The organism is Bacteroidota bacterium (genome assembly GCA_018831055.1).
Classification (GTDB): domain Bacteria; phylum Bacteroidota; class Bacteroidia; order Bacteroidales; family B18-G4; genus M55B132.
The window spans coordinates 1-21,958 of record JAHJRE010000150.1 but is presented as its reverse complement, the minus strand read 5'-3'; the positions used below and the strand labels follow the sequence as shown (position 1 = coordinate 21,958).

At 44.7% G+C, this 21,958-nt stretch carries 19 protein-coding genes and 1 other RNA gene; 7 read left to right on the top strand and 13 right to left on the bottom strand.

The genetic code is table 11. The annotated features are described in order from the left end of the window. Positions 1–22 precede the first annotated feature (22 nt). Genes KKA81_09775 through KKA81_09750 form a run of 6 tightly spaced genes read right to left on the bottom strand, consistent with a single transcriptional unit; the run spans position 23 to position 6,725 of the window. The gene (locus KKA81_09775) at positions 23–1,108 is read right to left on the bottom strand and encodes an endonuclease/exonuclease/phosphatase family protein (protein MBU2651210.1); all 1,086 of its coding nucleotides are present in this window, start codon (positions 1,106–1,108) and stop codon (positions 23–25) included. 48 nt (positions 1,109–1,156) lie between these two features. Beyond that, positions 1,157–2,785, bottom strand: coding sequence for a T9SS type A sorting domain-containing protein (locus KKA81_09770; protein ID MBU2651209.1), 1,629 nt, complete (start codon positions 2,783–2,785; stop codon positions 1,157–1,159). Positions 2,786–2,787: 2 nt separating this feature from the next. Next, positions 2,788–3,705: a rhomboid family intramembrane serine protease gene (locus tag KKA81_09765; protein ID MBU2651208.1), complete on the bottom strand. Its 918-nt coding sequence runs from the start codon at positions 3,703–3,705 to the stop codon at positions 2,788–2,790. A 21-nt stretch (positions 3,706–3,726) separates the two neighbouring features. Continuing rightward, positions 3,727–4,527, bottom strand: a complete 801-nt coding sequence (locus tag KKA81_09760) for a rhomboid family intramembrane serine protease (protein ID MBU2651207.1) — start codon at positions 4,525–4,527, stop codon at positions 3,727–3,729. Between the two features lie 54 nt (positions 4,528–4,581). Next, complete coding sequence (gene mutL / locus KKA81_09755) at positions 4,582–6,408, bottom strand: DNA mismatch repair endonuclease MutL (GenBank protein MBU2651206.1); 1,827 nt, start codon at positions 6,406–6,408, stop codon at positions 4,582–4,584. Next, on the bottom strand, positions 6,408–6,725 hold the full coding sequence (locus KKA81_09750; GenBank protein MBU2651205.1) for a hypothetical protein: 318 nt from the start codon (positions 6,723–6,725) through the stop codon (positions 6,408–6,410). Before KKA81_09750 ends, mutL begins: the two co-directional genes overlap by 1 nt. Positions 6,726–6,909: 184 nt before the next feature. Between KKA81_09750 and KKA81_09745 the strand changes: the two genes are divergently transcribed. Beyond that, the gene (locus KKA81_09745; protein ID MBU2651204.1) at positions 6,910–7,275 is read left to right on the top strand and encodes a co-chaperone GroES family protein; all 366 of its coding nucleotides are present in this window, start codon (positions 6,910–6,912) and stop codon (positions 7,273–7,275) included. Between the two features lie 2 nt (positions 7,276–7,277). Here KKA81_09745 and KKA81_09740 read toward each other — a convergent pair whose 3' ends face one another. Further along, entirely contained in the window at positions 7,278–7,835 is a 558-nt protein-coding gene (locus KKA81_09740) for a hypothetical protein (protein MBU2651203.1), read from the bottom strand. Positions 7,836–7,918: 83 nt separating this feature from the next. On the opposite strand from KKA81_09740, the gene KKA81_09735 reads away from it, so the two are divergent. Continuing rightward, positions 7,919–9,568: an amidohydrolase gene (locus KKA81_09735; GenBank protein ID MBU2651202.1), complete on the top strand. Its 1,650-nt coding sequence runs from the start codon at positions 7,919–7,921 to the stop codon at positions 9,566–9,568. Here KKA81_09735 and KKA81_09730 read toward each other — a convergent pair. From KKA81_09730 to KKA81_09715, 4 genes are all read right to left on the bottom strand, one after another. Next, on the bottom strand, positions 9,558–11,705 hold the full coding sequence (locus KKA81_09730; protein MBU2651201.1) for a S46 family peptidase: 2,148 nt from the start codon (positions 11,703–11,705) through the stop codon (positions 9,558–9,560). The genes KKA81_09735 and KKA81_09730 overlap by 11 nt on opposite strands. A gap of 109 nt (positions 11,706–11,814) precedes the next feature. After that, complete coding sequence (locus KKA81_09725) at positions 11,815–12,381, bottom strand: HD domain-containing protein (protein ID MBU2651200.1); 567 nt, start codon at positions 12,379–12,381, stop codon at positions 11,815–11,817. 1 nt (position 12,382) lies between these two features. Next, positions 12,383–14,140, bottom strand: a complete 1,758-nt coding sequence (locus KKA81_09720) for a hypothetical protein (GenBank protein MBU2651199.1) — start codon at positions 14,138–14,140, stop codon at positions 12,383–12,385. After that, positions 14,137–14,940 (bottom strand): LuxR C-terminal-related transcriptional regulator, encoded by an 804-nt coding sequence (locus KKA81_09715; GenBank protein ID MBU2651198.1) that lies wholly within the window; start codon positions 14,938–14,940, stop codon positions 14,137–14,139. The genes KKA81_09720 and KKA81_09715 overlap by 4 nt, the downstream gene beginning before the upstream one ends. Positions 14,941–15,078: 138 nt before the next feature. Here KKA81_09715 and KKA81_09710 point away from each other — a divergent pair, with 138 nt between their 5' ends. Further along, positions 15,079–17,424 (top strand): TonB-dependent receptor, encoded by a 2,346-nt coding sequence (locus tag KKA81_09710; protein ID MBU2651197.1) that lies wholly within the window; start codon positions 15,079–15,081, stop codon positions 17,422–17,424. 3 nt (positions 17,425–17,427) lie between these two features. Here the strand turns inward: KKA81_09710 and KKA81_09705 are convergent, their stop codons facing one another. Both KKA81_09705 and ffs read right to left on the bottom strand, forming a co-directional pair. Next, positions 17,428–18,036 (bottom strand): threonylcarbamoyl-AMP synthase, encoded by a 609-nt coding sequence (locus tag KKA81_09705; protein MBU2651196.1) that lies wholly within the window; start codon positions 18,034–18,036, stop codon positions 17,428–17,430. A gap of 20 nt (positions 18,037–18,056) precedes the next feature. Continuing rightward, positions 18,057–18,154: signal recognition particle sRNA small type (gene ffs / locus KKA81_09700), an RNA gene on the bottom strand. Between the two features lie 94 nt (positions 18,155–18,248). On the opposite strand from ffs, the gene KKA81_09695 reads away from it, so the two are divergent. Genes KKA81_09695 through KKA81_09680 form a run of 4 tightly spaced genes read left to right on the top strand, consistent with a single transcriptional unit; the run spans position 18,249 to position 21,958 of the window. Then, positions 18,249–18,785 carry a DUF4199 domain-containing protein gene (locus KKA81_09695; protein ID MBU2651195.1) on the top strand — a complete coding sequence of 179 codons (537 nt, stop codon included), beginning with the start codon at positions 18,249–18,251 and terminating at the stop codon, positions 18,783–18,785. 11 nt (positions 18,786–18,796) lie between these two features. After that, entirely contained in the window at positions 18,797–19,759 is a 963-nt protein-coding gene (locus KKA81_09690) for a glycosyltransferase family 2 protein (protein ID MBU2651194.1), read from the top strand. A 16-nt stretch (positions 19,760–19,775) separates the two neighbouring features. Beyond that, positions 19,776–20,924: a glycosyltransferase gene (locus KKA81_09685; GenBank protein ID MBU2651193.1), complete on the top strand. Its 1,149-nt coding sequence runs from the start codon at positions 19,776–19,778 to the stop codon at positions 20,922–20,924. 11 nt (positions 20,925–20,935) lie between these two features. Further along, positions 20,936–21,958: a dehydrogenase gene (locus tag KKA81_09680; protein ID MBU2651192.1), complete on the top strand. Its 1,023-nt coding sequence runs from the start codon at positions 20,936–20,938 to the stop codon at positions 21,956–21,958.

Here is a 21,958-nt window from a genome sequence, read left to right as displayed (position 1 = left end):
GTGCAAAAATAGCAATACCTTTTTATGGAAGCGAAATAATCGCGCTTACCGGAAAATGATCCGACAGGTCTATCACTTTATGTACTTTAAAACTTTGAATATCAAATTCAGGATCCAGCAGGATATAGTCGATGCGGATGGGTGGAAGATTGCCCCCATAGGTGTTGCCATATCCGCGGCCTGTTTCACAAAAGGCATCTGTTAATTCACCCGCAACCTTATTATATGAGAAGGAGCCCGGTGTATCATTGAAATCACCACAAACAATGACAGGATACCTTGATTGGCGGATATGTTCTGAAAGCTTTCTTGCCTGGAATGCACGCCTGGCAAATGCCTGCCCGAGTTTGTCAAAAATGCTCCGTGATCCTTCCCGTAATTCTGTGTTTTCCGGTGCCTGTTTCGTTAATTCCGATACAAAACGGAAGTCTTCTTCCCCGAAACGGATAGACTCCAGATGTACGTTATAAAGCCTGACTGTATCTTTCCCGATCAGAAGATCCGAAAACAATGCAAATACCCTTTCCTTTTCTCCGGTAAGATAACCTGATTCCAGGATGGGGTATGCAGAAAGCGTAACCAGTGCATGAATCTTATGATGCCATGGGTAATAATTCTTCCTGGATATGTAATGTAAATGCAATTGGTCTTTAAGATCGTTTAGCAGGGGTACAGTATCCTTGCCATAATAGTAAAACTCCTGCATGCAGAGAATATCCGGTGATTCCGAAAGAAGGAACCGGAAGATCTCCATCCGGTGTTCCTTATCCTGGATGTGGAGGTTGTTTTTTGCCAGGTTTTGTACATTATAGGAGATAATTTTTATCCCTTTACCAACTGTTTCTTCCTGAGTACCCAGATTGACGTTGAAATGTTTCTGAAAATAATTCCATCCTATAAGAATAAAGATCAAAGAGATAAGAAAATATCTTTTCCAGAGCACCAGCCAGAAGAGAAGGAAAAGTAAATTTATGAACAGAATAATAGGATATGCGAGGCCCCAGAAAGCCAATATGGATGATTTTCCGGGGTCGGCGTAAGGTGCGAGGTAAGCCGGAATAAGAGCAAGGCTAATGAGGATGTTGACCAGGATAAGTATCCTTGTCACGAAGGACGGTTTCCTTTTTGTGGTTTTATTCTTCAATTGCGATCTTCATTAGTGAACGACCATCATTTTCCGGGAAATGAGTTGTTCTTTCGTCTTCAGGGTCAGGAAGTACATTCCTGGAGGAAAACGGTTTGCATGCCATTGGTATGAGTGAGTTCCGGCGGTCAGGTTTTCTTCATTGATGACATCCACAACTTTTCCCAATGGATCCCTGATTTCCAGGCGAACATGACCTGTTTCCAGGAGGGTGACATCTATCCTGGCCTGATCCTTCACCGGCTGGGGATATATTCCGATATCAGCCAAAGGTTTATTCGTAACTTTGGGTATTCCTGTATGAATATCCATGACGGCGGTGTAGATCTCCTGGTTGTCATCGAATGTCCGGTCATCGGTCCAGACGGGTATCACCTTTCCGCCCAGCATATCGACACCGATATAATCTCCGAATCTCACATCGCTATTGGGAGTAAATCCGAAAAACGGTGCTGAATTCAGCTTGATGTTTGTCCAGGTATTGCCTTCATCTTCAGAGACGGCAAGATAAGTTCCCAGGAGGCCGGCCTGGGTTCTGTCATCATAATAGATAACTGCGATCATGCCATTGGTATCGCACATGATCATTGGCCAGTATTGATCGTTGGTAGCCACATCGTTGACTCTAATGGGATTGGGAAGCCAGCTCTGGCCGTTATCTTCGGAGCGCTGAAACCATATGTCTTCGGTTCCTGTCCGGTTATCGGCCCACACCACATAGACATTCCCCCGTGATTCAAGGTTGGAGTAATCCACGGCAATATAAGGGAAGGAATAATACTCATTCACGTTGAGGTTCGCTAACATGTGATCTTGCCCGAAACTCTGCCCCCCGTTGTTCGACACATCAAACATGATCCCTATATTCAACCATACGGCAAAGATCTCCCCATTCACTCCGGACGCCACATTTGCACCCTGGCCTGTACTGACATCGCTGACATTGACAGTTGATGACCATGTTAGTCCATGATCTGCGGATTTCCTGAATTTAATGCCATTGCTGGGCCCGAAACTACGCCAGATGATAAACATATTGTCATAGGTTGGGTTTGTTTCAACAGGATCAACAAAAATCCATTCTTTATCTTCGCCTTGCAGTCCGCTTCCAGGAACGGCAACAGAATACAGTTCGAAATTTTCCCCGTTATCGGCTGAACGGTAGATCAGCATCTCACGGTTGTAGTTTGTTACGGGTTGCCGTGACGTGCTGGAAATGTAAAAGAAGCCCTGAGAGTCGCTCATGACAACGGGATCGCTCTGCGACAAATGATTTGGTTCAGGGTCGGGGAGAAGCTTTGATTCTGACCATGTTAAACCACCGTCGTGGGAATAGGAGTAGCCTATACGCCGGACAATATCCGGGGATTGCCAGCCTTCCCGGAAATCGCGCCACGCTGCAACGATGATGTCCGGGTTTACGCGGCTTATTCTTACAGATGGTTCGTTTTGAGGTGCCTCCTCATTGGTGATGTTATAGTTATCAAATAGTGATCCATATTCTGCATTCCACGTATTCCACTGTGGGATGACTGTATGATTGCGCTCTTTGTAAAAGGCATGCAGTTCATTGTCGCTTTCCTGGGCTGACAAGGCAGTCAGAAGCATGATCAATACCGTAAATGTAAATAGTCTCTTCATATTCAGGAATTTTTATTGCCCGAACGAAAAAGCAGATCCTTTTCTTCTTTTGTCAGGCGTTCGTAACCAAATTTCGAAATTTTTTCCAGGATCTCGTCTATCCTTTCCTGCTGTTTTTTCCTGGCTGTATTGTAATCATCATCGCTGACAGGCCTTTCTGTTTGGTACGTTCTGGCCTTAAAACCAGATTTTCTACGGAAAGGATTTCTAAAACTCATTTTCAGAGGCCATCCTGAAAATATGTTTCTTTTGGTTAGAAAGACCCACAAAAAACCGTAGAGAAAGCCACCTATGTGAGCAATATGCCCTCCGCTGTTGGAGGAGCGTATCATAAAGAAGTCGACTACGAACAGCACAATAGCCAGGTACAAAAGTTTCACGCGACCTATAAACAGTAATTGTATGGAATAATTGGGTACGAAAAACGAAATGGCGGTTACTATAGCCATCACCGAGGCGGAAGCGCCCAGAGCCCTGGCCATGCTAAGATCATCAGCAAAAACAGGGAAAATATTATACGTTACAACATATAAAATGCCCCCGGCAAGCCCCCCCCAGAAATATACCGACAATAATTGCCGAGAACTGAGGTATTGCCGAAAGATCAGTCCGAACCAGTATAACCATAACAAATTAAACAGGATATGGAAGAAGTTGATGTGTAAAAACATATAGGTTATCAGAGTCCAGGGATGCACAAAAATTTGTGGTAAGTCGGCAGGAAGAGCAAAATAGTCTACAATAAATGACTGATATGCAGCTTCAGGTACCCTGAAAAGGTATGCTATCACACCCATTGTTGAAATGAGCAACCATATTCCCGCATTTATGATGATCAGGATGCTGAGTGTCGATCCTGAAGAAAAAAACTGTTTCAGGTTGCCGAAAGGTGAGGGCCGGTTATGCTGATAATAATTCATAATGCATTGGCGTGCTTATTCTTATATTTGTTTTTTCCAGTAACGTATCAGGAAAAAGCCAAAAACCATGCCGCCCAGATGGGCGAAATGAGCTACGTTGGAGTCAGATTGTGAGAAACCCAGGTATAGTTCGATGGCCCCGTAGATTATCACAAACCACTTGGCTTTGATTGGGAAAAAGAAATACAGGTATATCAATGAGTTCGGGAACATCATACCGAAAGCGAGCAATATCCCGAATACTGCGCCTGATGCTCCAATCACAACCGGAGCACTGAGAAAGGCGCTTTTGTAATATGTGAGAAAATCTATCCCTCTCTGCACAGCAAGTTGTGGATCACTAATCCTTAAATCGTTGAATGTTGTAGCAAAGCGCGAATACTCCCCGCTGATTTCACGGAAGTTGACAAACTTTCCTGATTCATTGAAGAAGGATGTAACAGAACCTACCGATGGATCTGCCAAAACAGCATCAATGGCTTTGAGCATTGGGCGGGCATCTACAAAATAGAACACCGCATAATGAACAATTGCCGCTCCAACCCCTGTCACCAGAAAATAAATAACAAATCGCTTTGGTCCCCAGATATTCTCCAGTACATTCCCAAACATCCAAAGGGCAAACATATTGAAAAACAAGTGAGTAAAATTACCATGCATGAACATGTAGCTCAGCAGCTGGTAAGGGCGGAAGGCATCCGAGAAGAAATAATGCAGTCCCAGGATATTTTGCAGGTCAACACGGCTGCTGAAAGCAATTGTTGCCAGGAAGAACAGTCCGTTAAGGATTAACAGGTTTTTAACTACCGGAGGCAAAAGCATGAATCCTCTGGGTCTGTATTGATTATCACCATTCATTTAAATAACCGATTTATTTTATTTAAACATTTTTTCAAGATCTGACATCGACAAAAGTACGAGGATTTTTTCTCCATCCGGGGCTATTCCGGTCACATTACAGGAAAACAATTCATTGATCAGGTTTTCCATCTCCTGTTTTTCCAGGAATTTACCGGGTTTCATGGAAAGTCTCATCGCCATGGCCCGCGCCAGGTTCATTCTTTGATCAAGGCCGGGGTCGTTCATGTTGTTTTTATAGGTTTCCAGGATTCCTTCCAGGATGCTTTGCATGTCCTGTTTTTCGGAACCTGATGGGGTACCGTTTATAATAAACGTATTTCTGCCCAATTGGTTTATATTGAACCCTGCTTTTCGCAGATATGGAGTCAGTTCCTGGATAAGCTCACTGTCGTTGCTGTTAAAACTGACATTTTGTGGGAAAAGCTCCTGCTGTGAAGCTTCGCTGTTGCCTTCCAGCCTTTTAAGGAACTTTTCATATAAAACCCGTTGATGAGCTTTTTGCTGGTTAATGAGCACCAATCCTGATTTTACATGGGTAACGATGTATCTTCCCCTGAACTGGGCTATAAAACGCTGGCTTTCGGAGTCTGTGTTTGCTTCTTCTTCTTCTTCCTGACTTCCTGACAATTCCTTTGGGGCTGTGTCTTCCGGAAAGCTACGTATTCCTTCGTAGATTTTTTCCCATCCACGGGAGTCTGTCCTCCCTGTATGTGAAGCCGATGAGTGTGAAGGAGTGGAAAAAGGATTATAATCCGATGGTTTTCTTTCAAAAGGATTGACAATAGGTTGACCTTCCCTGGTTTTTCCGATATCAAAACTTTGTTCCACCTCAAAGTCAAGAGTAGGAGTAATACTGAACTTCCCCAGGGTTTGTTTTACTGCGGATCTCAATACGGCATAAATGAGCTGGTTATCCTGGAAGTTTACTTCTGTTTTGGTTGGATGAATATTGACATCGATCATTGAAGGGTCTATGTCAATGTAAAGGAAATAGGTGGGAAAAGTATCCCTGGGCAATACATCCGACATTGCGCTTTCGACGGCATGATGGAGGTATGGATGGCGAATGAACCTGCCGTTGGTAAAGAAGAACTGGTCTCCGCGTGTTTTCTTGGCAAACTCCGGCTTACCGATATATCCCTGGATAGACACTTCCTGGGTTACCTGTTCGACCGGGAGCAGTCTTTCCTTGTATTGCGACCCAAGAATAGCGATTATTCTCTCTTTCCGGTTGGCGGGGGAAAGCTGGAAAAGCGGTTTGTTGTTATGGAAGAGGTGCATGGCGATTTGCGGATTTACCAAAGCAACGCGCTGGAACTCGTCCATAAGGTGCCTGATCTCTGCCGTGTTTGATTTCAGGAAATTTCTTCGGGCCGGGACATTAAAGAAAAGATTCTTAACCGCGATGGAAGTCCCTTCGGAACATTGGCATGGCGCCTGCCGGATGATTTTGGAGCCTTCTATGTTCACACAGGTTCCCATTTCCTCTCCGGTAAGGCGTGTCTTTAATTCTACCTGCGCTATGGCTGCAATGCTGGCCAGGGCTTCACCCCGGAAACCCAATGTGCGTATGGCAAACAAATCGCGGGATTCCCGGATTTTTGACGTTGCATGCCGCTCAAAGCAGTTCATTGCATCCGATTCCGTCATTCCACATCCATTGTCTGTAACCTGAATCAGTGTCTTACCGGCATCCTTGATGATGACCCGGATGTCGGATGCTCCTGCATCTACAGCATTTTCCAGCAATTCCTTCAATGCCGATGCAGGCCGCTGGATCACCTCACCGGCAGCAATTTGATTTGCAACAGATTCCGGAAGCCTGTGAATGATGTCTGACATTATTTCACGAAAAAGGATAGAAAATTACTGAGAAGGTCGGTAAAAAATATCATGTAGATTATGAAAAAGGCAAAAAAGAGGTAAATAATAAAGCGGATGCTGTCAACTCCCTTCTTTTCCTGGTGCTTTCCCCTTCTCCATTGTCTGTCTATATTATATCGAAGGTCTGATTTCAAATCTTCCGTTGACCCACCTTCACCCGATGCTCGCCGTATGCGCTGTTTTCTTTCCTCATCTTCTTCCTTTTCAGGATCCCAGTATATGGGTTTGTAATCAAACTGCCTGGGTTTTATCCTGCGAAAAAATGTGATTTTCATGGTACGTTGTTTAGGACAAAGGTAGGGAAAAATGGAAAACCCACACCTGTAACCTGCAACATGAAACCTGTAACTGTATCAGGTTGCAAGTCACAGGTCACAGGTTACAGGTGTGGGTTAGGAGTGTGGTTGTGTAGATGTGAGTTTTCTCTTAATAGTTGTACTTTTGCACAAAAGCATTTTTATGATTTCATTGGATAAACTGATCGTTGTGGGTGACAGGGTATTGATCAAGCCTCTTACGGAAAGCAAGAAAAGCAAGGGAGGATTGTATTTGCCGCCTGGGTATAAGGAAAAGGATGATATCCGCTCTGGATATGTTGTTAAAGTTGGGCCGGGTTACCCAATCCCCCTGCCAACGGATGAGGATGAATCCTGGAAAAAATCGGAGGAGAAATTGCGGTATATGCCCCTTCAGGCTAAAACCGGCGACCTTGCCATCTTTTTACAGAAAGGAGCCATAGAAATTGTTTATGAGGAGGAGAAGTACTTTATTGTCCCCCAACACTCAATATTGTTACTGGAACGGGATGAATCCCTGTTTGAGTAATATTATGCAGCTTTGGCCAGAGAAGGGAATCCGAGCCTGGCAAGGTAAAAAGCACCAAAAAATAAACCGTTGAAGAACAAACCTCCCATAACTTCATTCAGGAAGAAAGATATTCCATAACTTCCGTTATTAAAGAAAGCCAGTCCTGCAATATATGCTTCCGTCAATCCTGTAAAGTTGGCCGGATAAAGGCCCATAGTCAACCAGGAAGAGAAGTTTGTGAGCAGGAAGAAGATGACGGAAGCTGCCAGGGAGCGGGTGATGACAGATCCAAAGCTTACTTTATTTCGTATCGACCAACCCAACAGTACGGTAAGCGCAAACCCGGCGTATACGGCAATCATGTCGGCGTGAAATCCAAGGATGAGGTCGGCCAGGATCATGGCTGCCAAAGGGATGATGAAAGCCAATACCCTTTTGCCAAGAAGTGCACCCCCAAAAAGTGCAATAGCAGCAATAGGAGTGAAATTCGGCCAATGCGGAATGATTCGCATAAATGCCCCTGCAAAGATTATAGAGACAATTACAAAGAACCTCGTAGTAAATATCTTCTCGCTCATGATTGTGTATTTAACTTGTTATGCGTGCAAATTTAAAAATTCTATTTGATTATTTTTGCAAATCAAACCTTAAAGTTTGGTATATGCGAAAATTCATCGTGGTATTGCTTCCTGCACTGCTGATCTTAATGACAACATGCAAATTAAAAAACAGTAAAGTGGATATTATTGTTCATAATGCAAGAATCTATGCGGTAGATTCGTCCTGGACAATGGCCAGTGCAATGGCCATCAAATCAGGGAAGATAGAAGCCCTCGGTAGTGATGAGGATATTCTCGGAGCTTTTGATGCTACTGAGGTAATTGACCTGGGAGGCGCTATTGTTTACCCTGGTTTTATCGATGCACACTGCCATTTTCTTAGTTACGGACTGGGTTTGATACAACGTGCCGATTTGAGGGGTACAGGTTCATTTGAAGAAGTGCTGGAAAGAGTATCGTTGCATCATCAAAATAATCCCAGGCTCTGGGTTGAAGGCAGGGGATGGGATCAAAATGACTGGGAAATCAAAGATTTTCCGGATAAAGGCAGACTTGATGAATTATTTCCAGATGTACCTGTTATTTTAACCCGGATCGATGGTCATGCAGCCCTGGTAAATTCAGAAGCACTGCGCAGGGCAGGCATTTCGGCCTCAACCAGGGTTACGGGCGGGGAGGTCTTACTGAAGGATGGCGAGCCCACCGGTATTCTTATCGATAACGCGATTAACCTGGTAACGGCCGTCATACCCGATCCTGATACGAAGACAAAAACCGAGGCTCTTCTCTCTGCAGCTGAGCATGCTCATGCAGCCGGCCTTACCGGTCTTTATGATGCCGGTACTTATCTGGCAAACATCAGACTAATTGATTCCCTGCAGCAAAGCGGAAAGCTGAAGATGAGAGTGCAAGCCATGCTCACACCCTACGATCCGGATTTTGAAGCTGCCTTTGCCGCAGGAAAGATATCCAAAGAAAGGCTTAAGGTTAATTCGGTGAAGCTTTATTCCGATGGTGCACTTGGTTCGCGTGGTGCCGCCTTGCTGGAACCTTACAGTGATGATCCCGGCAATACCGGATTGATCCTGCATCCGGAAGAATACTATCATGATATCTGCAAACGGGCTTATGATGAAGGGTTTCAGGTAAATACACACGCTATCGGTGATAGAGGTAACCGCTTCATCCTGGAAATCTATTCAAAGTATCTGGAAGGGAAAAATGATCGCCGCTGGAGGGTTGAGCATGCTCAGGTTGTTCATCCGGATGATTTCGGGATGTTTGGGAAATACAGTATAATACCTTCCATTCAAGCTACTCACGCTACTTCCGACATGTACTGGGCAGGGGAGAGGCTGGGGAGTGAACGTCTTAAACACTCCTATGCATATCAGGAGTTGTTGAAACAAAACGGATGGTTGCCCAATGGAACGGATTTTCCCATTGAAAGGATAGAACCCTTGCTTACCTTTTATGCTTCTGTTGCCAGGAAAGATCTGGATGGATGGCCTGAAGGGGGCTTCCAGATGGAAAATGCCCTTAGCAGGGAGCAGGCTCTGAAATCCATCACCATATGGGCAGCAAAAGCCGGATTCGCGGAGCCTGAAACAGGCAGCCTCGAACCCGGCAAGCAGGCGGACTTCGTTGTCCTTGATCAGGATTTGATGGAAGTTCCTGAAAAGGAACTTCCCGAAATCCGCATCCTGTATACTTTTATCGCAGGAGAGAAAGTCTTTTCCTCTATGGATTGATTCCCATCTCTTTCAGAAGATAACCTGCATTTCCGAATTTTTCGGTTATGAACATGACATAACGGGCATCAACGGAAATCACTCGTTGAATATCCACATCGTATTGCCAGTCCCCGATCATAGCCTCATAGTTGCCATCAAATGCTACACCGATGAGTTCTCCTTTCCCATTCATTACAGGGCTGCCGCTGTTACCTCCGGTGATGTCACCCACATGTGTGAAAGCAACCGGCACGTCTTTAAGATCCGGATCTGCCCACTTACCAAAATCTCCGGCGGCTTCCAGTTTAACAAGCTTCTCAGGAGCATTGAAAGGCTCTTTTCCCGTGTTTTTCTCTGCCATTCCCGCTAAGGTAGTGAACGGATCATAATTGACGGCATCACGCGGACGGTAGCCTTTCACAACTCCTGAGGTAAACCGAATGGTTCCATCAGCGTCGGGATAAAGGCTTGAACCTTTCCATTCGTAAAGGGCCTGAACGTATTGCTTCCTCAAATCCGTTACTCCAAGGTTAAACTGTTGGGCGACCTCGTTGATCTCATCGTTCAGAGGATTAAGTTTAATGGTAAGGTCAATAAATGGATCATTTAATGCTTCCAGTTCTGAAGTTGACTTACCAAATAAGCTTTTTGCGTATTCGAGGTCATTCAGGCGAGAATTTGCATAGGCATCCTCGACATACTGGTCAATATTGACGGAAGGATTGTCAAGAATATAAGCCAACTGCTCTATCCTCTGATCTTCAGGAAGTTCAGCTGCAAGTTTTAATGCCCTGGCGAGTAAAGCTTTATCAACAGGTTTATAATAACCCATATAGGTGTATTGCAATTGATCTGCATTTTGCATGACCGACTCTCTGGTGAAGCCGGGCCTTCTCTCGTCGTCAGGTTTCTCCAGTTCCTTGGAAGTCAGGTAAATCTGAGCTGCAACACCCAGTTGTGTTCCGGCCAATCCCTGAAATATTCCAAAGACGTCATCTCTTTCTCTGGTTTTGGCCAGCAGTTTATATTGCTCTTTGATTCCATCCAGGATGTGACCATACTTTTTCTTTCTTTCGGGATCGGCATTAACCCAGACAGTAAACTCCTTTTCAAAGTCCAGTTTTTTCTGCACAAAGTCCACTTTGTTCATGCCGTCTACCTTACCCTGATAATTTTTTAAAACATTGGCCAGACCTTTGTTAAGGTTTGCTACCTTAAGTTTTCCTTCAGGATCATTTTCCGTCATTTCATCCATGAGTTCAATGATCTCACTGAAGTTTTGGATGCTAAAAGGGTAATTGTATTTCAGGTTCCAGGCGGCGGAATTGGAAGTCCGGTAACGGGTTGTAAACCCCGGATAGCCTATGATAAAGGTCAAATCTCCTGGGTCAAGGTCGCCGCTGGCCATCTTCAGCCATACGCGGGGTTGATAGGGAACATTGTCCTTGCTGTATTCGGCTCCTGTTCCGTCAGGGGACACGTACACCCTCAGGAATGAAAAGTCGCCGGTGTGCCTTGGCCACATCCAGTTATCGATTTCGCCTCCGTAATTGCCAATGGCAAGAGGAGGAGCATATACAATTCGTATGTCCTTAAACTGTTTATAGGTATACTGGATATACTTCCCGCCGTAGTATAACTCGGAGACGATGGCCACAACATCATCCTTGCCTTTTTCTATCTTTTCGGTCATCTCCACTATTTTTTCATTAATGGCTCTGTCTCTGGCTTCCGGATCTGTGATCTTTTTCACGGCTTTTTCGATCTCTTCCGTAACATCCTTCATATCTGTCATGAGCAATGCTGTATAGCCTGGAGCGCTGATCTCATCCGAAAGTTTGGTTGCCAGGAAACCTTCTTCAAGATAATTGCTCTGGACTTCCGAAGCTCTTTGCAATGCACCAAAAGCGACATGGTGGTTTGTCAGGATGAGCCCATTGGGGGAAACAAAAGAAGCGGTGCCGCCCCCAAGCTGTATAATAGCATCGGCCAGGCAAGGCTGGCCAGGTGTGAAGATCTCTTCTGTTTTGATCTTCAGGCCTTTGTTTTCCAGATCCAGATCATCGATCTGGCTTAAGAGCCACATACCTTCCTGCGCCAGAAGCTGACCTGCGAAAAGCAATGGCAGTATCAGGAATAATAACATTTTTTTCATAATAACCTCCTTGATTTTGATAGTAAATATTTATGCAACTGATGCTTATGCGAAAGTAATACAATCTGGAATTCAATGCAATATCAGTTAACGGATGTTGCTTTTGGGTTTATTCGTAGATATATTCCCAGCCAAAGGTATTCATCATATCACGGAAAATAGCAGGTTTGGAGGGACCATGTTTAAGCAGGCTGTTAAGTATTTTCTCAACCGGTTTAGGCTGGGTAAGGTATTTCGGTTTCTTGGAGTAAAACTTATCGGCGTAACAAACAATTCGTTCTATGGGCGTTTCCGGCACCATTTCCCTTGCCGGAAGGGGCAGGTTGTTTTCCAGGATGTCCTGCAAGGTTATTCCCACTCCGACATGTCTCTCGCATACCGGAGCCAGGTCGAAGAGACCTTCTTTTTCGAGGATTTCCCGGCCGAGGTAACCATGGGCGAGGTAAGGGTATTTGCCATAGCAACCTATTCCAGGTGCATCAGTCATGATAATCCCGATATCGTGTAACATGGCGGCAAGGAGCAGTTGTTCCTTATCGACAATAATCAGGGGATTGTGTTCGGCCACTTTCAATGCAAGGCGTGCAACGGAAAGGCTGTGGGTATGAAGGTAGGAGTATGCCTCTTCGTGACCGGAGTAATATTTACGCAGGATATTTTCAGCCTTGGTATGCATGTTATTCAATGATTCCCATTTTTTTCATCAGGAAAGTCGCATTGCGGTTTTTGGAAATCCCCGGTCTTATTTTATAATCGAAACTGAGTTCTCCATTACTGATATTGCTTTCAAAGCAATAGTTTCTGACGGATCCGGGCAGTTCCTTTTCCAGTGTGCCAAGCTGAATGTCGTGGGTAGCAAGGAGGGCAAGGCATTTGGTCCCGGCCAGCCGGCGGATGAAATCAATGGACCCCTGGGTCTTGTCATCGGAATTGGTACCCTTGAGCATCTCATCAATCAGAACAAGAGCTGTTTCCCCGTTTATCAACAGGTTGATGATAAAGGACAACCTTTCCAGTTCTGTAAAGAAAAGCGATTTATTCTCCTTGAGAGAATCGGACAAGTGGATAGAAGTCAGGACTTTAAGAGGCTTAAATTCAAAGGAAGTTGCGCAGACGGGCGCTCCGCACCGGGCCAGCACCATATTAATGCCCAGTGTTCTCAGGAAAGTACTTTTACCTGACATATTGGACCCTGTAATGATCAGGATTTTTGAGTCTTTTCCGATATCAATATCGTTACTGGTCCTTTTTTCGGCAGGAATCAGAGGATGCCCCATATCCCGGGCATGGATGGCCATGGATCCATTGATGGGAACAGGAAAGGTAAAACCGGGATGATTGTGCTTATAGGTTGCCATGGAGGAAAAGTATTCTGCCTGTCCTATAAGCGTATACCAGGAAGTTTCCTTTTTTCCGTATGTTAACTGCCACTTTTTTAATGCACTTACGCAGAAAAAGTCGTAAAGGTATAATGCATTCAGAAAGAAGTAAATCAGGAGGTTCATCCGGCGGTCGAACATTTCAGCTATTCCAGAGAGACGATGGAAACCTTTGTGTGCTTCTAATGCCTGCATTTGTAATTCTTTCAGTTTCAAGGCTCTGAAATCCCCTGATAGGATCAGTTTAAAAATTGCAGCATAGGAAGCTAAGCGGGTTTGCTTGCCGGAGATCCGTTTGTGTATTTTCTGCACTTTTCTGAAATAATGTCCTGAAAAATAAAGATTGAACAGCACCGAAAGAATGATTAACCCATAAGCTCCCGTGAAAGCGTAAAACAATGAAGAGGATACGATGAGAGCCGGTGCCAGCCAGCGCATCCACAAAGGGAACCCTTCAATCCTGACAATATTCTCACCCTGTTCTTGTAAGCGTTCTTCCTCATGGCCCTCTAAAGCATAAGCGTGAAGTTCCTGCCGCAATGGCAGCTTCTCCGATAATTCCGAAATCGCCTTCTGAAAAAGGAGTATGTTTTCAGGATTCAGACAAGGCTTTTTAAGAGTGGAAGCCAGCATTTTTTCACCCATCGGAGTGCCTGTGCGGTTGATCAGATGAAAAAGGGAACCTTTCCCAAATATATCAAGGTCTTCTGCATAGCTGCTGTGTTCAGAATATCCGGAGCCGTTTTCCCAACGGGAGTTTTCTCCCCGGAGGCAATCCAGTTCATTTTTATTTATATCTACCAGGAAAGAGGTATGCACACTTTTTTTCCTGAATTCAAGATAAAGTCTGATGAAATAGATAAATAATGCCAGAAAAATCAGTGATGCAATCATCCATCCCAATTGCCTGCTGCTTGCCCAGAGGTAGATGGAAATGAATATCATCAGAAAGGTTGCAATCCTTGCCAGGCTGAACCAGGAGAGAACCCGCCGTAGTCTTTTCAATCTGCCTTGGTGCAGATTTAGCTGTATTTCATATTCATGCGCCGGATTCATATCTTCGAAATTTGTTGCAAGATACCTATACGTGAAGCATAATTAACGGCTTCAGCAGAATTTTTAACGCCCAATTTTTCGATTATGTTTTGCCTGTGTGTATTTACCGTATTCACGCTGATGAATAACTGATCTGCGATTTCCTTGCTTACAAGTCCTTTTGCAATTAACCCCAAAATTTCCTGCTCGCGCCGGCTGAGTCCATGGGGTTCATCTTTGCCGGGTATTTGGGGTAATTCGAAGAGTTCGCCGGTAGATGAATTGATAAGCCTTGAACGACAGGGAGTGATAATATCCTGGTCGGGTGACAAATCCAGTATACCCAAAGCCAGCCAAACATTACCGAGAGTATCCAATTCCAATACTATATGCTGTTCTATAACCCTGGCGTATTGCCCGTTCTTTTTCATCAGGCGGTAATCGGATACATATTTATATTCCTTTAGTTTATGACGGCTTTCACGGGGCCAGGATATCCCGATACGGAAAAATCCAATTCCGTTGCGGGTTAAATCTTTCAGGTCTTCAGGGTGTATCCTTTCCATAAGGTGCATGGCATCGTCTCTTTCAAATTCGTCATGTTCATATCCCAGGATGGATTCATAGCGGGAAGAAATATAGACATGTGTCTTACGGTAAAGATCGAAGATAGAGATGGAGCTGTTCCGCATTACATTTATTCGCTCAAGTTGCTTTATATGGCTTTCCAGGATGGAGTAATCCAGCAGTTGGGGATCGAATTCCTGGGAAAACAATACTTCCTCGTATTCCTGGAATAGTTTATAAAGGTCTTCTCCCATGAAATAATGATTTTTCAGTATTGATCAGTGCAAGGGATTATCAAAACTTTGCAGTCAAAAATATAACCCAAAAAATGTAAGGCTTTTTTGCTCTTACGCATGACTTGGGTTAAACGAAGGTACAAATCATTTATTTCCATGAAGACTAAAATATGCATAATGTTACTGGTGATGTTTACTTTTCAGGCAAATACCCAGGAATTGACACAGGTTGTTAAAGGACAGATTTTTGACAGGGAAACCAGAATCCCATTGTTTGGGGCCAATATAATGGTAATAGGATCGGAGCCTGTACTTGGAGCCATCACCGGAGACGACGGAAGTTTCAGGATTGAGGGAGTACCGGTGGGGCGTTGTGATTTTCGTGTAAGCTATATCGGTTATGAACCCGTGATCCTGAATGAAGTTATGGTCAGTACGGGTAAGGAGGTGATGCTGGAGGTAGGATTGCAGGAAATGTCGGTCAAACTCGGGGAGGTTGTGATCCGTGCCCGGACATCGAAAGACAAGCCTGTCAACGAGATGGCATTGCTTAGCGCCCGGCAGTTGACGGTGGAAGAATCATCCCGATATGCCGGAGGCTTTGATGACCCATCCCGTCTGGCATCGTCTTTTGCGGGTGTGGCTCAGAATCTGGGGAACAACGGGATTGTGATCAGAGGGAATGCACCCAAGGGTTTGCTTTGGCAGATGGAAGGCATACAGATTGCCAACCCTACTCATTTTGCCAATTATATTGCTTTCGGGGCCGGAGGGATCACTGCACTTAGCAGTCAGGTATTATCCGGATCCGATTTTATCACCGGTGCCTTTCCTGCTGAATACGGGAATGCATTATCGGGGGTTTTTGACCTGGAAATGAGGACGGGCAACAGAGACAAAAGGGAGTACACAGCACAGGCCGGATTAACGGGTCTTGATTTTGCTTCCGAGGGGCCCTTCCGTAAAGGCAAAGCCGCAACCTACCTCTTTAATTACCGGTATTCAACGTTTGCCCTCATTGCTCCCATTCTTCCTCCTCAAGCCGGGATAATTGAATATCAGGATATTTCGTTTAAAATTAATTTTCCCACCTCCCGTGCCGGCACCTTTTCTGCCTGGGGTTTGGGTGCCCTGGACTATCAGGGGCGCGATGCCCAGACAGATCCTGAGGAATGGAAATCCGATGATGACCGGGAAAAACTCAGGGCCAATCTTTTTATGGGTGTTGGTGGGATTACTCATAAGCTGATAGCTGGTAAAAACTCCTTCCTGGAGACCTCCCTGGCCGTCAGTGGAAACGGAATGAAATGGACCCAGCAAAGACTTGATTCATGCCTTGATTTTGTTACCAAAGAGGATGTGAATGTTAACACCTGGAATTATACCCTTTCCACATCCCTGAACCATAAATTTTCTGCAGGGCACACAAATAAAAGCGGCATTAAGCTGAACAGGTTGCATTATGATGCAACAGTCCTTCATGCTGAAACCTATAAGGATCCTCTGATAAAAGTAGCCGATGACCGCGGGCATAGCTATCTTTTTCAGGCTTATTCCCAATCAATGATCAGGCCGTCAGAGAAATTAACAATTAATCTTGGCCTTTCCGGGCAATATTTTGCATTAAATGGTCACTACAGCATTGAACCAAGGGCGGGTATACTATGGAGGTTCCATCCGCGGCATTCTGTAGGTTTAGCATACGGTATGCACAGTCAGCTTGAGATGATAACATTTTACCTTACTGAAATACCCCGGGAAGGACTGATACTCAGACCTAACGAGGATCTTGATTTTTCAAGGGCACATCATTTCGTTTTATCCTATGATTTTTCAATCAATGAAAATACCCGGTTTAAAGTAGAACCATTTTATCAGTATTTATATGATATTCCTGTGAAACTGGGCTCATCATGGTCGGTGCAGAACCTGGAGAAGGAGTGGATCATTACCGATACATTGCTGAACGAAGGCAAGGGGATCAATTTCGGGATAGACCTGACACTGGAGAGATTTCTTTCGAAAGGGTATTATTACCTTATCACAGCCACTTTATTTGATTCAAGATATTGTGGTGGAGATGGGATTTGGCGTAGTTCAAGGTATAATCGAAACTATGTAATCAATTTTCTTGGAGGGAAAGAATGGATGATGGGCAAAATGAAAAACAATGTCCTGGGAGTTAATGCCAAATTCACATTGATGGGAGGGGAGAGGTACGACCCCTTATTATATGATGTATCAATGGATGCAGGGCGCATTATTTATGATGATACAAGGGCGTTTGAAGAGCAGGAGCCCCATGCTCAGGTGCTCAATTTCAATGTTTCATACAGATTAAACCGGAAAAAGCATGCTTCCGTATGGACCTTTTCCATGTTGAACGCATTAGGTGAATCGGAGTACGATGGTTACCATTACGATGAGACCAAGGGGGGAAAGATAGAAAAGAGGGAGGATAGCCTTGTGATCCCCAATTTCAGTTATAAGATAGAGTTTTAAGATTTACACAGGTCCTTTACCTTCGCGGATCACTTCGGGAATACCCTCTGTGCAGTCAATAATAGTTGACGGTACATTATCGCCATATCCGCCATCGATCACAATATCGACAAGGTCTTTATATTTTTCATAGATCAGCTCGGGATCGGTAGTATATTCTATCAGGTCGTCTTCATCATGTATAGATGTGGACATGATGGGATTTCCAAGTTCCCGGACGATTTCAAGGGGAATATTATTGGAGGGCACACGGATGCCCACGGTTTTCTTTTTGCTTTGAAAGATCTTAGGTACGTTGTTGTTGGCATTCAGGATGAAAGTATAGGGTCCGGGAAGATAGCTTTTCATCAGCTTGAATACGGGATTGTCGAGAGGCCGGGTAAAATCGGACAGGTGGCTGAGATCATGGCAAATAAAGGAAAAGTTGGCTTTTTCCTTTTTTATTCCCTTGATGCGGGCAATGTTTTCCACAGCTTTCGTCTGATATATATCACAGGCTAGGGCATAAATAGTGTCTGTAGGGCAAATGATCACACCGCCATCACGGAGGCATTGCGTCACAATTTGGATCTGTCTTTCACTCGGTGTTTCGGGATGTATGCGGAGTAACATGTCGGGGCATTTTAAAAAAAAGGGAAAGAACCTTATATCGCACCGCTACAACCGCTTACCCTTGCTGCCTTCCGACCCTGGGGGAGTTCAGCGGGAGCTGGTCGTATAAGACTTTCCCGCTGCAAAGATACATTTTTTCAACAAACGGGCAAACACTGATTCCTATTAATTTTTTTCCTATGTTTGCATATAAACCCATTAAAAGAATATTCATGGAAAAACAACAAGTTTCATCGGGCAAAATCGCTCTGAATTACGGGCTTATTTTTGGCGTTATTCTCATTATTTTCAGTCTGATCCTTTTTATTCTGGATGTAGGGATCAAAGACATGCGTACATGGGGATATGTTTCCTATGTTTTCATAATTGCAGGCATGTTCCTGGGAATGAAAGCTTACCGGGATAAAACCGGGTTCCTGACCTATGGTAAAGCTTTTGGTTTGGGCTTCCTGATTTCGCTTTATGCATTCATTATCCTGGCTATTTACAATTACATTTACTTTACCGTGATCAACCCCGGTATTGTTGAGGAAATTTTGTTAATGGCCGAAGAACAGATGATGGAAACCAATCCCAACCTTACTGATGCCGACTTGGAAACAGCTCTTGCAATGACAAAGAAATTTACAAGTCCTTTGTGGATGACAATTTGGGGATTAGTTGTAAATGCTATTGTCGGTCTTCTCCTGTCTCTGATTGTATCACTTTTCATGGTAAAAAAGGAAACTCCTGCAGAAACTGCAGCTTAAGAAAGGACTGAATGGACATCAGCGTAATCATACCTGCTTACAACGAGGAAGAGTCCATACCCGAGCTCTGCGGCTGGATCACCAGGGTGATGCAGTCGCAGGGTTTTTCCTGGGAAATCATTGTGGTTGATGACGGTAGCAGTGACGGGACCTGGGGGGAAGTGGAAAAACTATCAGCAACCGATAGCCGCATTCGTGGTGTTAAGTTCAGAAGAAACTACGGCAAATCAGCCGCTCTGAACACCGGATTCCATCAGGCTTCCGGCGATGTGGTCATTACCATGGATGCCGATCTTCAGGACAGTCCCGATGAGATTCCCGCTTTGTATAACATGATCACAAAAGATGGGTTTGACCTGGTATCGGGATGGAAGAAGAAAAGGCACGATCCTATCAGCAAAACCCTGCCTTCCAGGTTTTTTAACGGCACAACCCGGATGGTTTCCGGAATCCGCCTGCACGACTTTAATTGCGGATTAAAGGCATACCGTAGCAATGTTGTGAAAAGCATTGAAGTATATGGCGAAATGCACCGCTATATACCGGTGATTGCCAAATGGGCGGGTTTTAAAAAGATAGGGGAAAAGGTAGTACAACACCAGGAAAGAAAATACGGAGTTACGAAATTTGGGTTTGAACGGTTTATCAACGGATTTCTTGATCTGATGTCGATATCTTTTGTCAGCCGCTTCGGTAAACGCCCCATGCACTTCTTCGGCACAATTGGGACCTTGTTTTTTCTGGGTGGAGGAATGATTTCTCTCTATATCATCCTGGAAAAGATATTTAAATGGGGAGCTCATCGGGGGATTACCGAACAACCGTTATTTTATCTTGCCCTCCTGGCCATGGTGATCGGCGTTCAACTTTTTCTTGCCGGTTTCCTGGCTGAAATGATTTCACGCAGTTCCCCCGACAGGAATCATTACACAATTGAAAAAACGACAGGCTTTGGACAGATAGAAGCCGATTAATCCAGGAGATCCTCACATGCCTAAACCAAGAAGGATCATTATTGTCGGATCAGCCTACCCCTTGAGAGGAGGTGGCATCGCTACCTTCAATGAAAGGCTGGCCAAAGCCTTCCTCGACCATGGAGATCATGTCCTTATTTATAACTTTAAGCTTCAATACCCGGGCTTTCTTTTCCCGGGAAAAACACAGTATTCCGACGAAGAAGCACCCCAAGATCTGGTTATTCTTACCAAAGTTAACTCGGTCAATCCTTTTAACTGGTTTCGCATGGGTGAGGAAATCAGGGCTTTAGGACCAGATGTGGTAATAATGCGTTACTGGTTACCTTTTATGGCGCCATGCCTGGGTACCATTGCGAAGAAAATCCGGAGGAATGAATATACCCGTATCATCGCGATAACGGATAATGTCATCCCGCATGAAAAAAGACCTGGGGATAAAATGCTAACACGGTATTTTCTGAAACAGATGCATGGTTATATTGCCATGTCGGCATCCGTTCTTCGTGATCTGTCGCTGTTCAACAAGGACAAACCCAGGGAATTATGCCCGCATCCATTGTATGATAATTTCGGTGATCCGGTGGAGAAGGCAACGGCCATAAACAAACTGGGATTGGATCCGGCGTTTCGCTATATTCTGTTTTTTGGTTTTATACGTGATTACAAAGGGCTGGATATATTGATCCGGGCGTTCGCCGATGAAAGAATGAGGAAGTTTCCGTTGAAATTATTGGTTGCCGGCGAATTTTACAGCGATCCCGCCCCGTATTACCGGATGGTTTCGGAACTAGGACTCGAGGACAAGGTAATCATGAAAAACGAATTCATACCCAATTCAGGGGTAGCGGATTATTTTTGTGCCAGTGATCTTGTTGTTCAGCCATATAAACACGCTACTCAAAGTGGGGTTACACAGGTTGCCTATCATTTTGAAAAACCTATGGTGGTTACCAATGTGGGAGCTTTACCGGAAATGGTCTCTCATGGAACCGCAGGATATGTTACCTCAGTGGATGACAGGGAGATCGCTGCTTCCATCCTGGATTATTTCGGGAATAAGAGGGAAGCGGAATATGTGGCCAACCTTCACGAGGAAAAGAAAAAGTTTTCCTGGGAGAATATGATCAGGGCAGTTGATTCGTTAATTCAGCAAGTTCCTTAATACCCATTTATATGATTGTCAGGAGCAAAGCACCACTAAGAATCGGCCTGGCCGGGGGAGGTACAGATGTTCCTCCTTATTCTGACATTTATGGGGGGGCCATCCTGAACGCCACCATAAGCATGTATGCTTATGCCAGCATAGTTCCCCGAACCGATGGCAAGATCATCCTGCGATCTATGGACAAAGGATTAATGTACGAGTTTGACATCATGGAAGAGCTGCCATTGAGCGGTGATCTGAACCTACTTAAAGGAATTTACAACCGTATCGTCCGGCAGTTCACCGGTCGACCGCTGTCTTTTGAATTGTCGACCTATGTTGATGCACCTCCGGGGTCAGGACTGGGAACCTCATCCACATTGGTGGTTACCGTTTTGGGAGCATTCGCGGAATGGCTTAACCTTCCTTTGGGAGAATATGACCTTGCAAGGGTAGCGTATGAAGTGGAAAGGATAGACTTACAGATGGCCGGTGGCAAGCAGGACCAGTATGCTGCTACATTCGGGGGTGTGAACTTCATGGAGTTTTATAACGGTGACAAGGTCATCGTGAATCCATTGCGTATTCGCAACCAATACCTTAACGAACTTGCCCATAATCTTATTCTTTATAATACACAAACGAGCAGGCTGTCTTCCAGGATCATTGAGCAGCAAGCACAAAATATCCTCAGCAACGACAAATCGTCGATAGAGGCCACACATAAACTGAAAGAACAATCCATCATGATGAAGGAAGCCATTCTTAAGGGAGAACTGGATAAGATGGGAGAGATCCTGGATTTCGGATGGCAGCACAAAAAGCGGATGGCTCCTGATATTTCAAACGACTGGATTGATGAGATATACAAAACCGCCATGGATAACGGAGCGTTGGGTGGAAAAATTTCCGGGGCAGGAGGAGGAGGCTTCATGATCTTTTATTGCCCGAACAATTCCCGTTATCGCGTCATTGAAGCCTTACAGAAGTATGGTGGCGTCTCGCACCGCTATGAGTTTACAAATGTTGGGATGACGAGTTGGACAATATAG

Bases quoted from the DNA above. Each gene is read 5' to 3' on its own strand.
- KKA81_09770 (MBU2651209.1), bottom strand. From the start codon at position 2,785: ATGAAGAGACTATTTACATTTACGGTATTGATCATGCTTCTGACTGCC.
- KKA81_09765 (MBU2651208.1), bottom strand. From the start codon at position 3,705: ATGAATTATTATCAGCATAACCGGCCCTCACCTTTCGGCAACCTGAAA.
- KKA81_09760 (MBU2651207.1), bottom strand. From the start codon at position 4,527: ATGCTTTTGCCTCCGGTAGTTAAAAACCTGTTAATCCTTAACGGACTG.
- mutL (MBU2651206.1), bottom strand. From the start codon at position 6,408: ATGTCAGACATCATTCACAGGCTTCCGGAATCTGTTGCAAATCAAATT.
- KKA81_09750 (MBU2651205.1), bottom strand. From the start codon at position 6,725: ATGAAAATCACATTTTTTCGCAGGATAAAACCCAGGCAGTTTGATTAC.
- KKA81_09745 (MBU2651204.1), top strand. From the start codon at position 6,910: ATGATTTCATTGGATAAACTGATCGTTGTGGGTGACAGGGTATTGATC.
- KKA81_09740 (MBU2651203.1), bottom strand. From the start codon at position 7,835: ATGAGCGAGAAGATATTTACTACGAGGTTCTTTGTAATTGTCTCTATA.
- KKA81_09735 (MBU2651202.1), top strand. From the start codon at position 7,919: ATGCGAAAATTCATCGTGGTATTGCTTCCTGCACTGCTGATCTTAATG.
- KKA81_09730 (MBU2651201.1), bottom strand. From the start codon at position 11,705: ATGAAAAAAATGTTATTATTCCTGATACTGCCATTGCTTTTCGCAGGT.
- KKA81_09725 (MBU2651200.1), bottom strand. From the start codon at position 12,381: ATGCATACCAAGGCTGAAAATATCCTGCGTAAATATTACTCCGGTCAC.
- KKA81_09720 (MBU2651199.1), bottom strand. From the start codon at position 14,140: ATGAATCCGGCGCATGAATATGAAATACAGCTAAATCTGCACCAAGGC.
- KKA81_09715 (MBU2651198.1), bottom strand. From the start codon at position 14,940: ATGGGAGAAGACCTTTATAAACTATTCCAGGAATACGAGGAAGTATTG.
- KKA81_09710 (MBU2651197.1), top strand. From the start codon at position 15,079: ATGAAGACTAAAATATGCATAATGTTACTGGTGATGTTTACTTTTCAG.
- KKA81_09705 (MBU2651196.1), bottom strand. From the start codon at position 18,036: ATGTTACTCCGCATACATCCCGAAACACCGAGTGAAAGACAGATCCAA.
- KKA81_09695 (MBU2651195.1), top strand. From the start codon at position 18,249: ATGGAAAAACAACAAGTTTCATCGGGCAAAATCGCTCTGAATTACGGG.
- KKA81_09690 (MBU2651194.1), top strand. From the start codon at position 18,797: ATGGACATCAGCGTAATCATACCTGCTTACAACGAGGAAGAGTCCATA.
- KKA81_09685 (MBU2651193.1), top strand. From the start codon at position 19,776: ATGCCTAAACCAAGAAGGATCATTATTGTCGGATCAGCCTACCCCTTG.
- KKA81_09680 (MBU2651192.1), top strand. From the start codon at position 20,936: ATGATTGTCAGGAGCAAAGCACCACTAAGAATCGGCCTGGCCGGGGGA.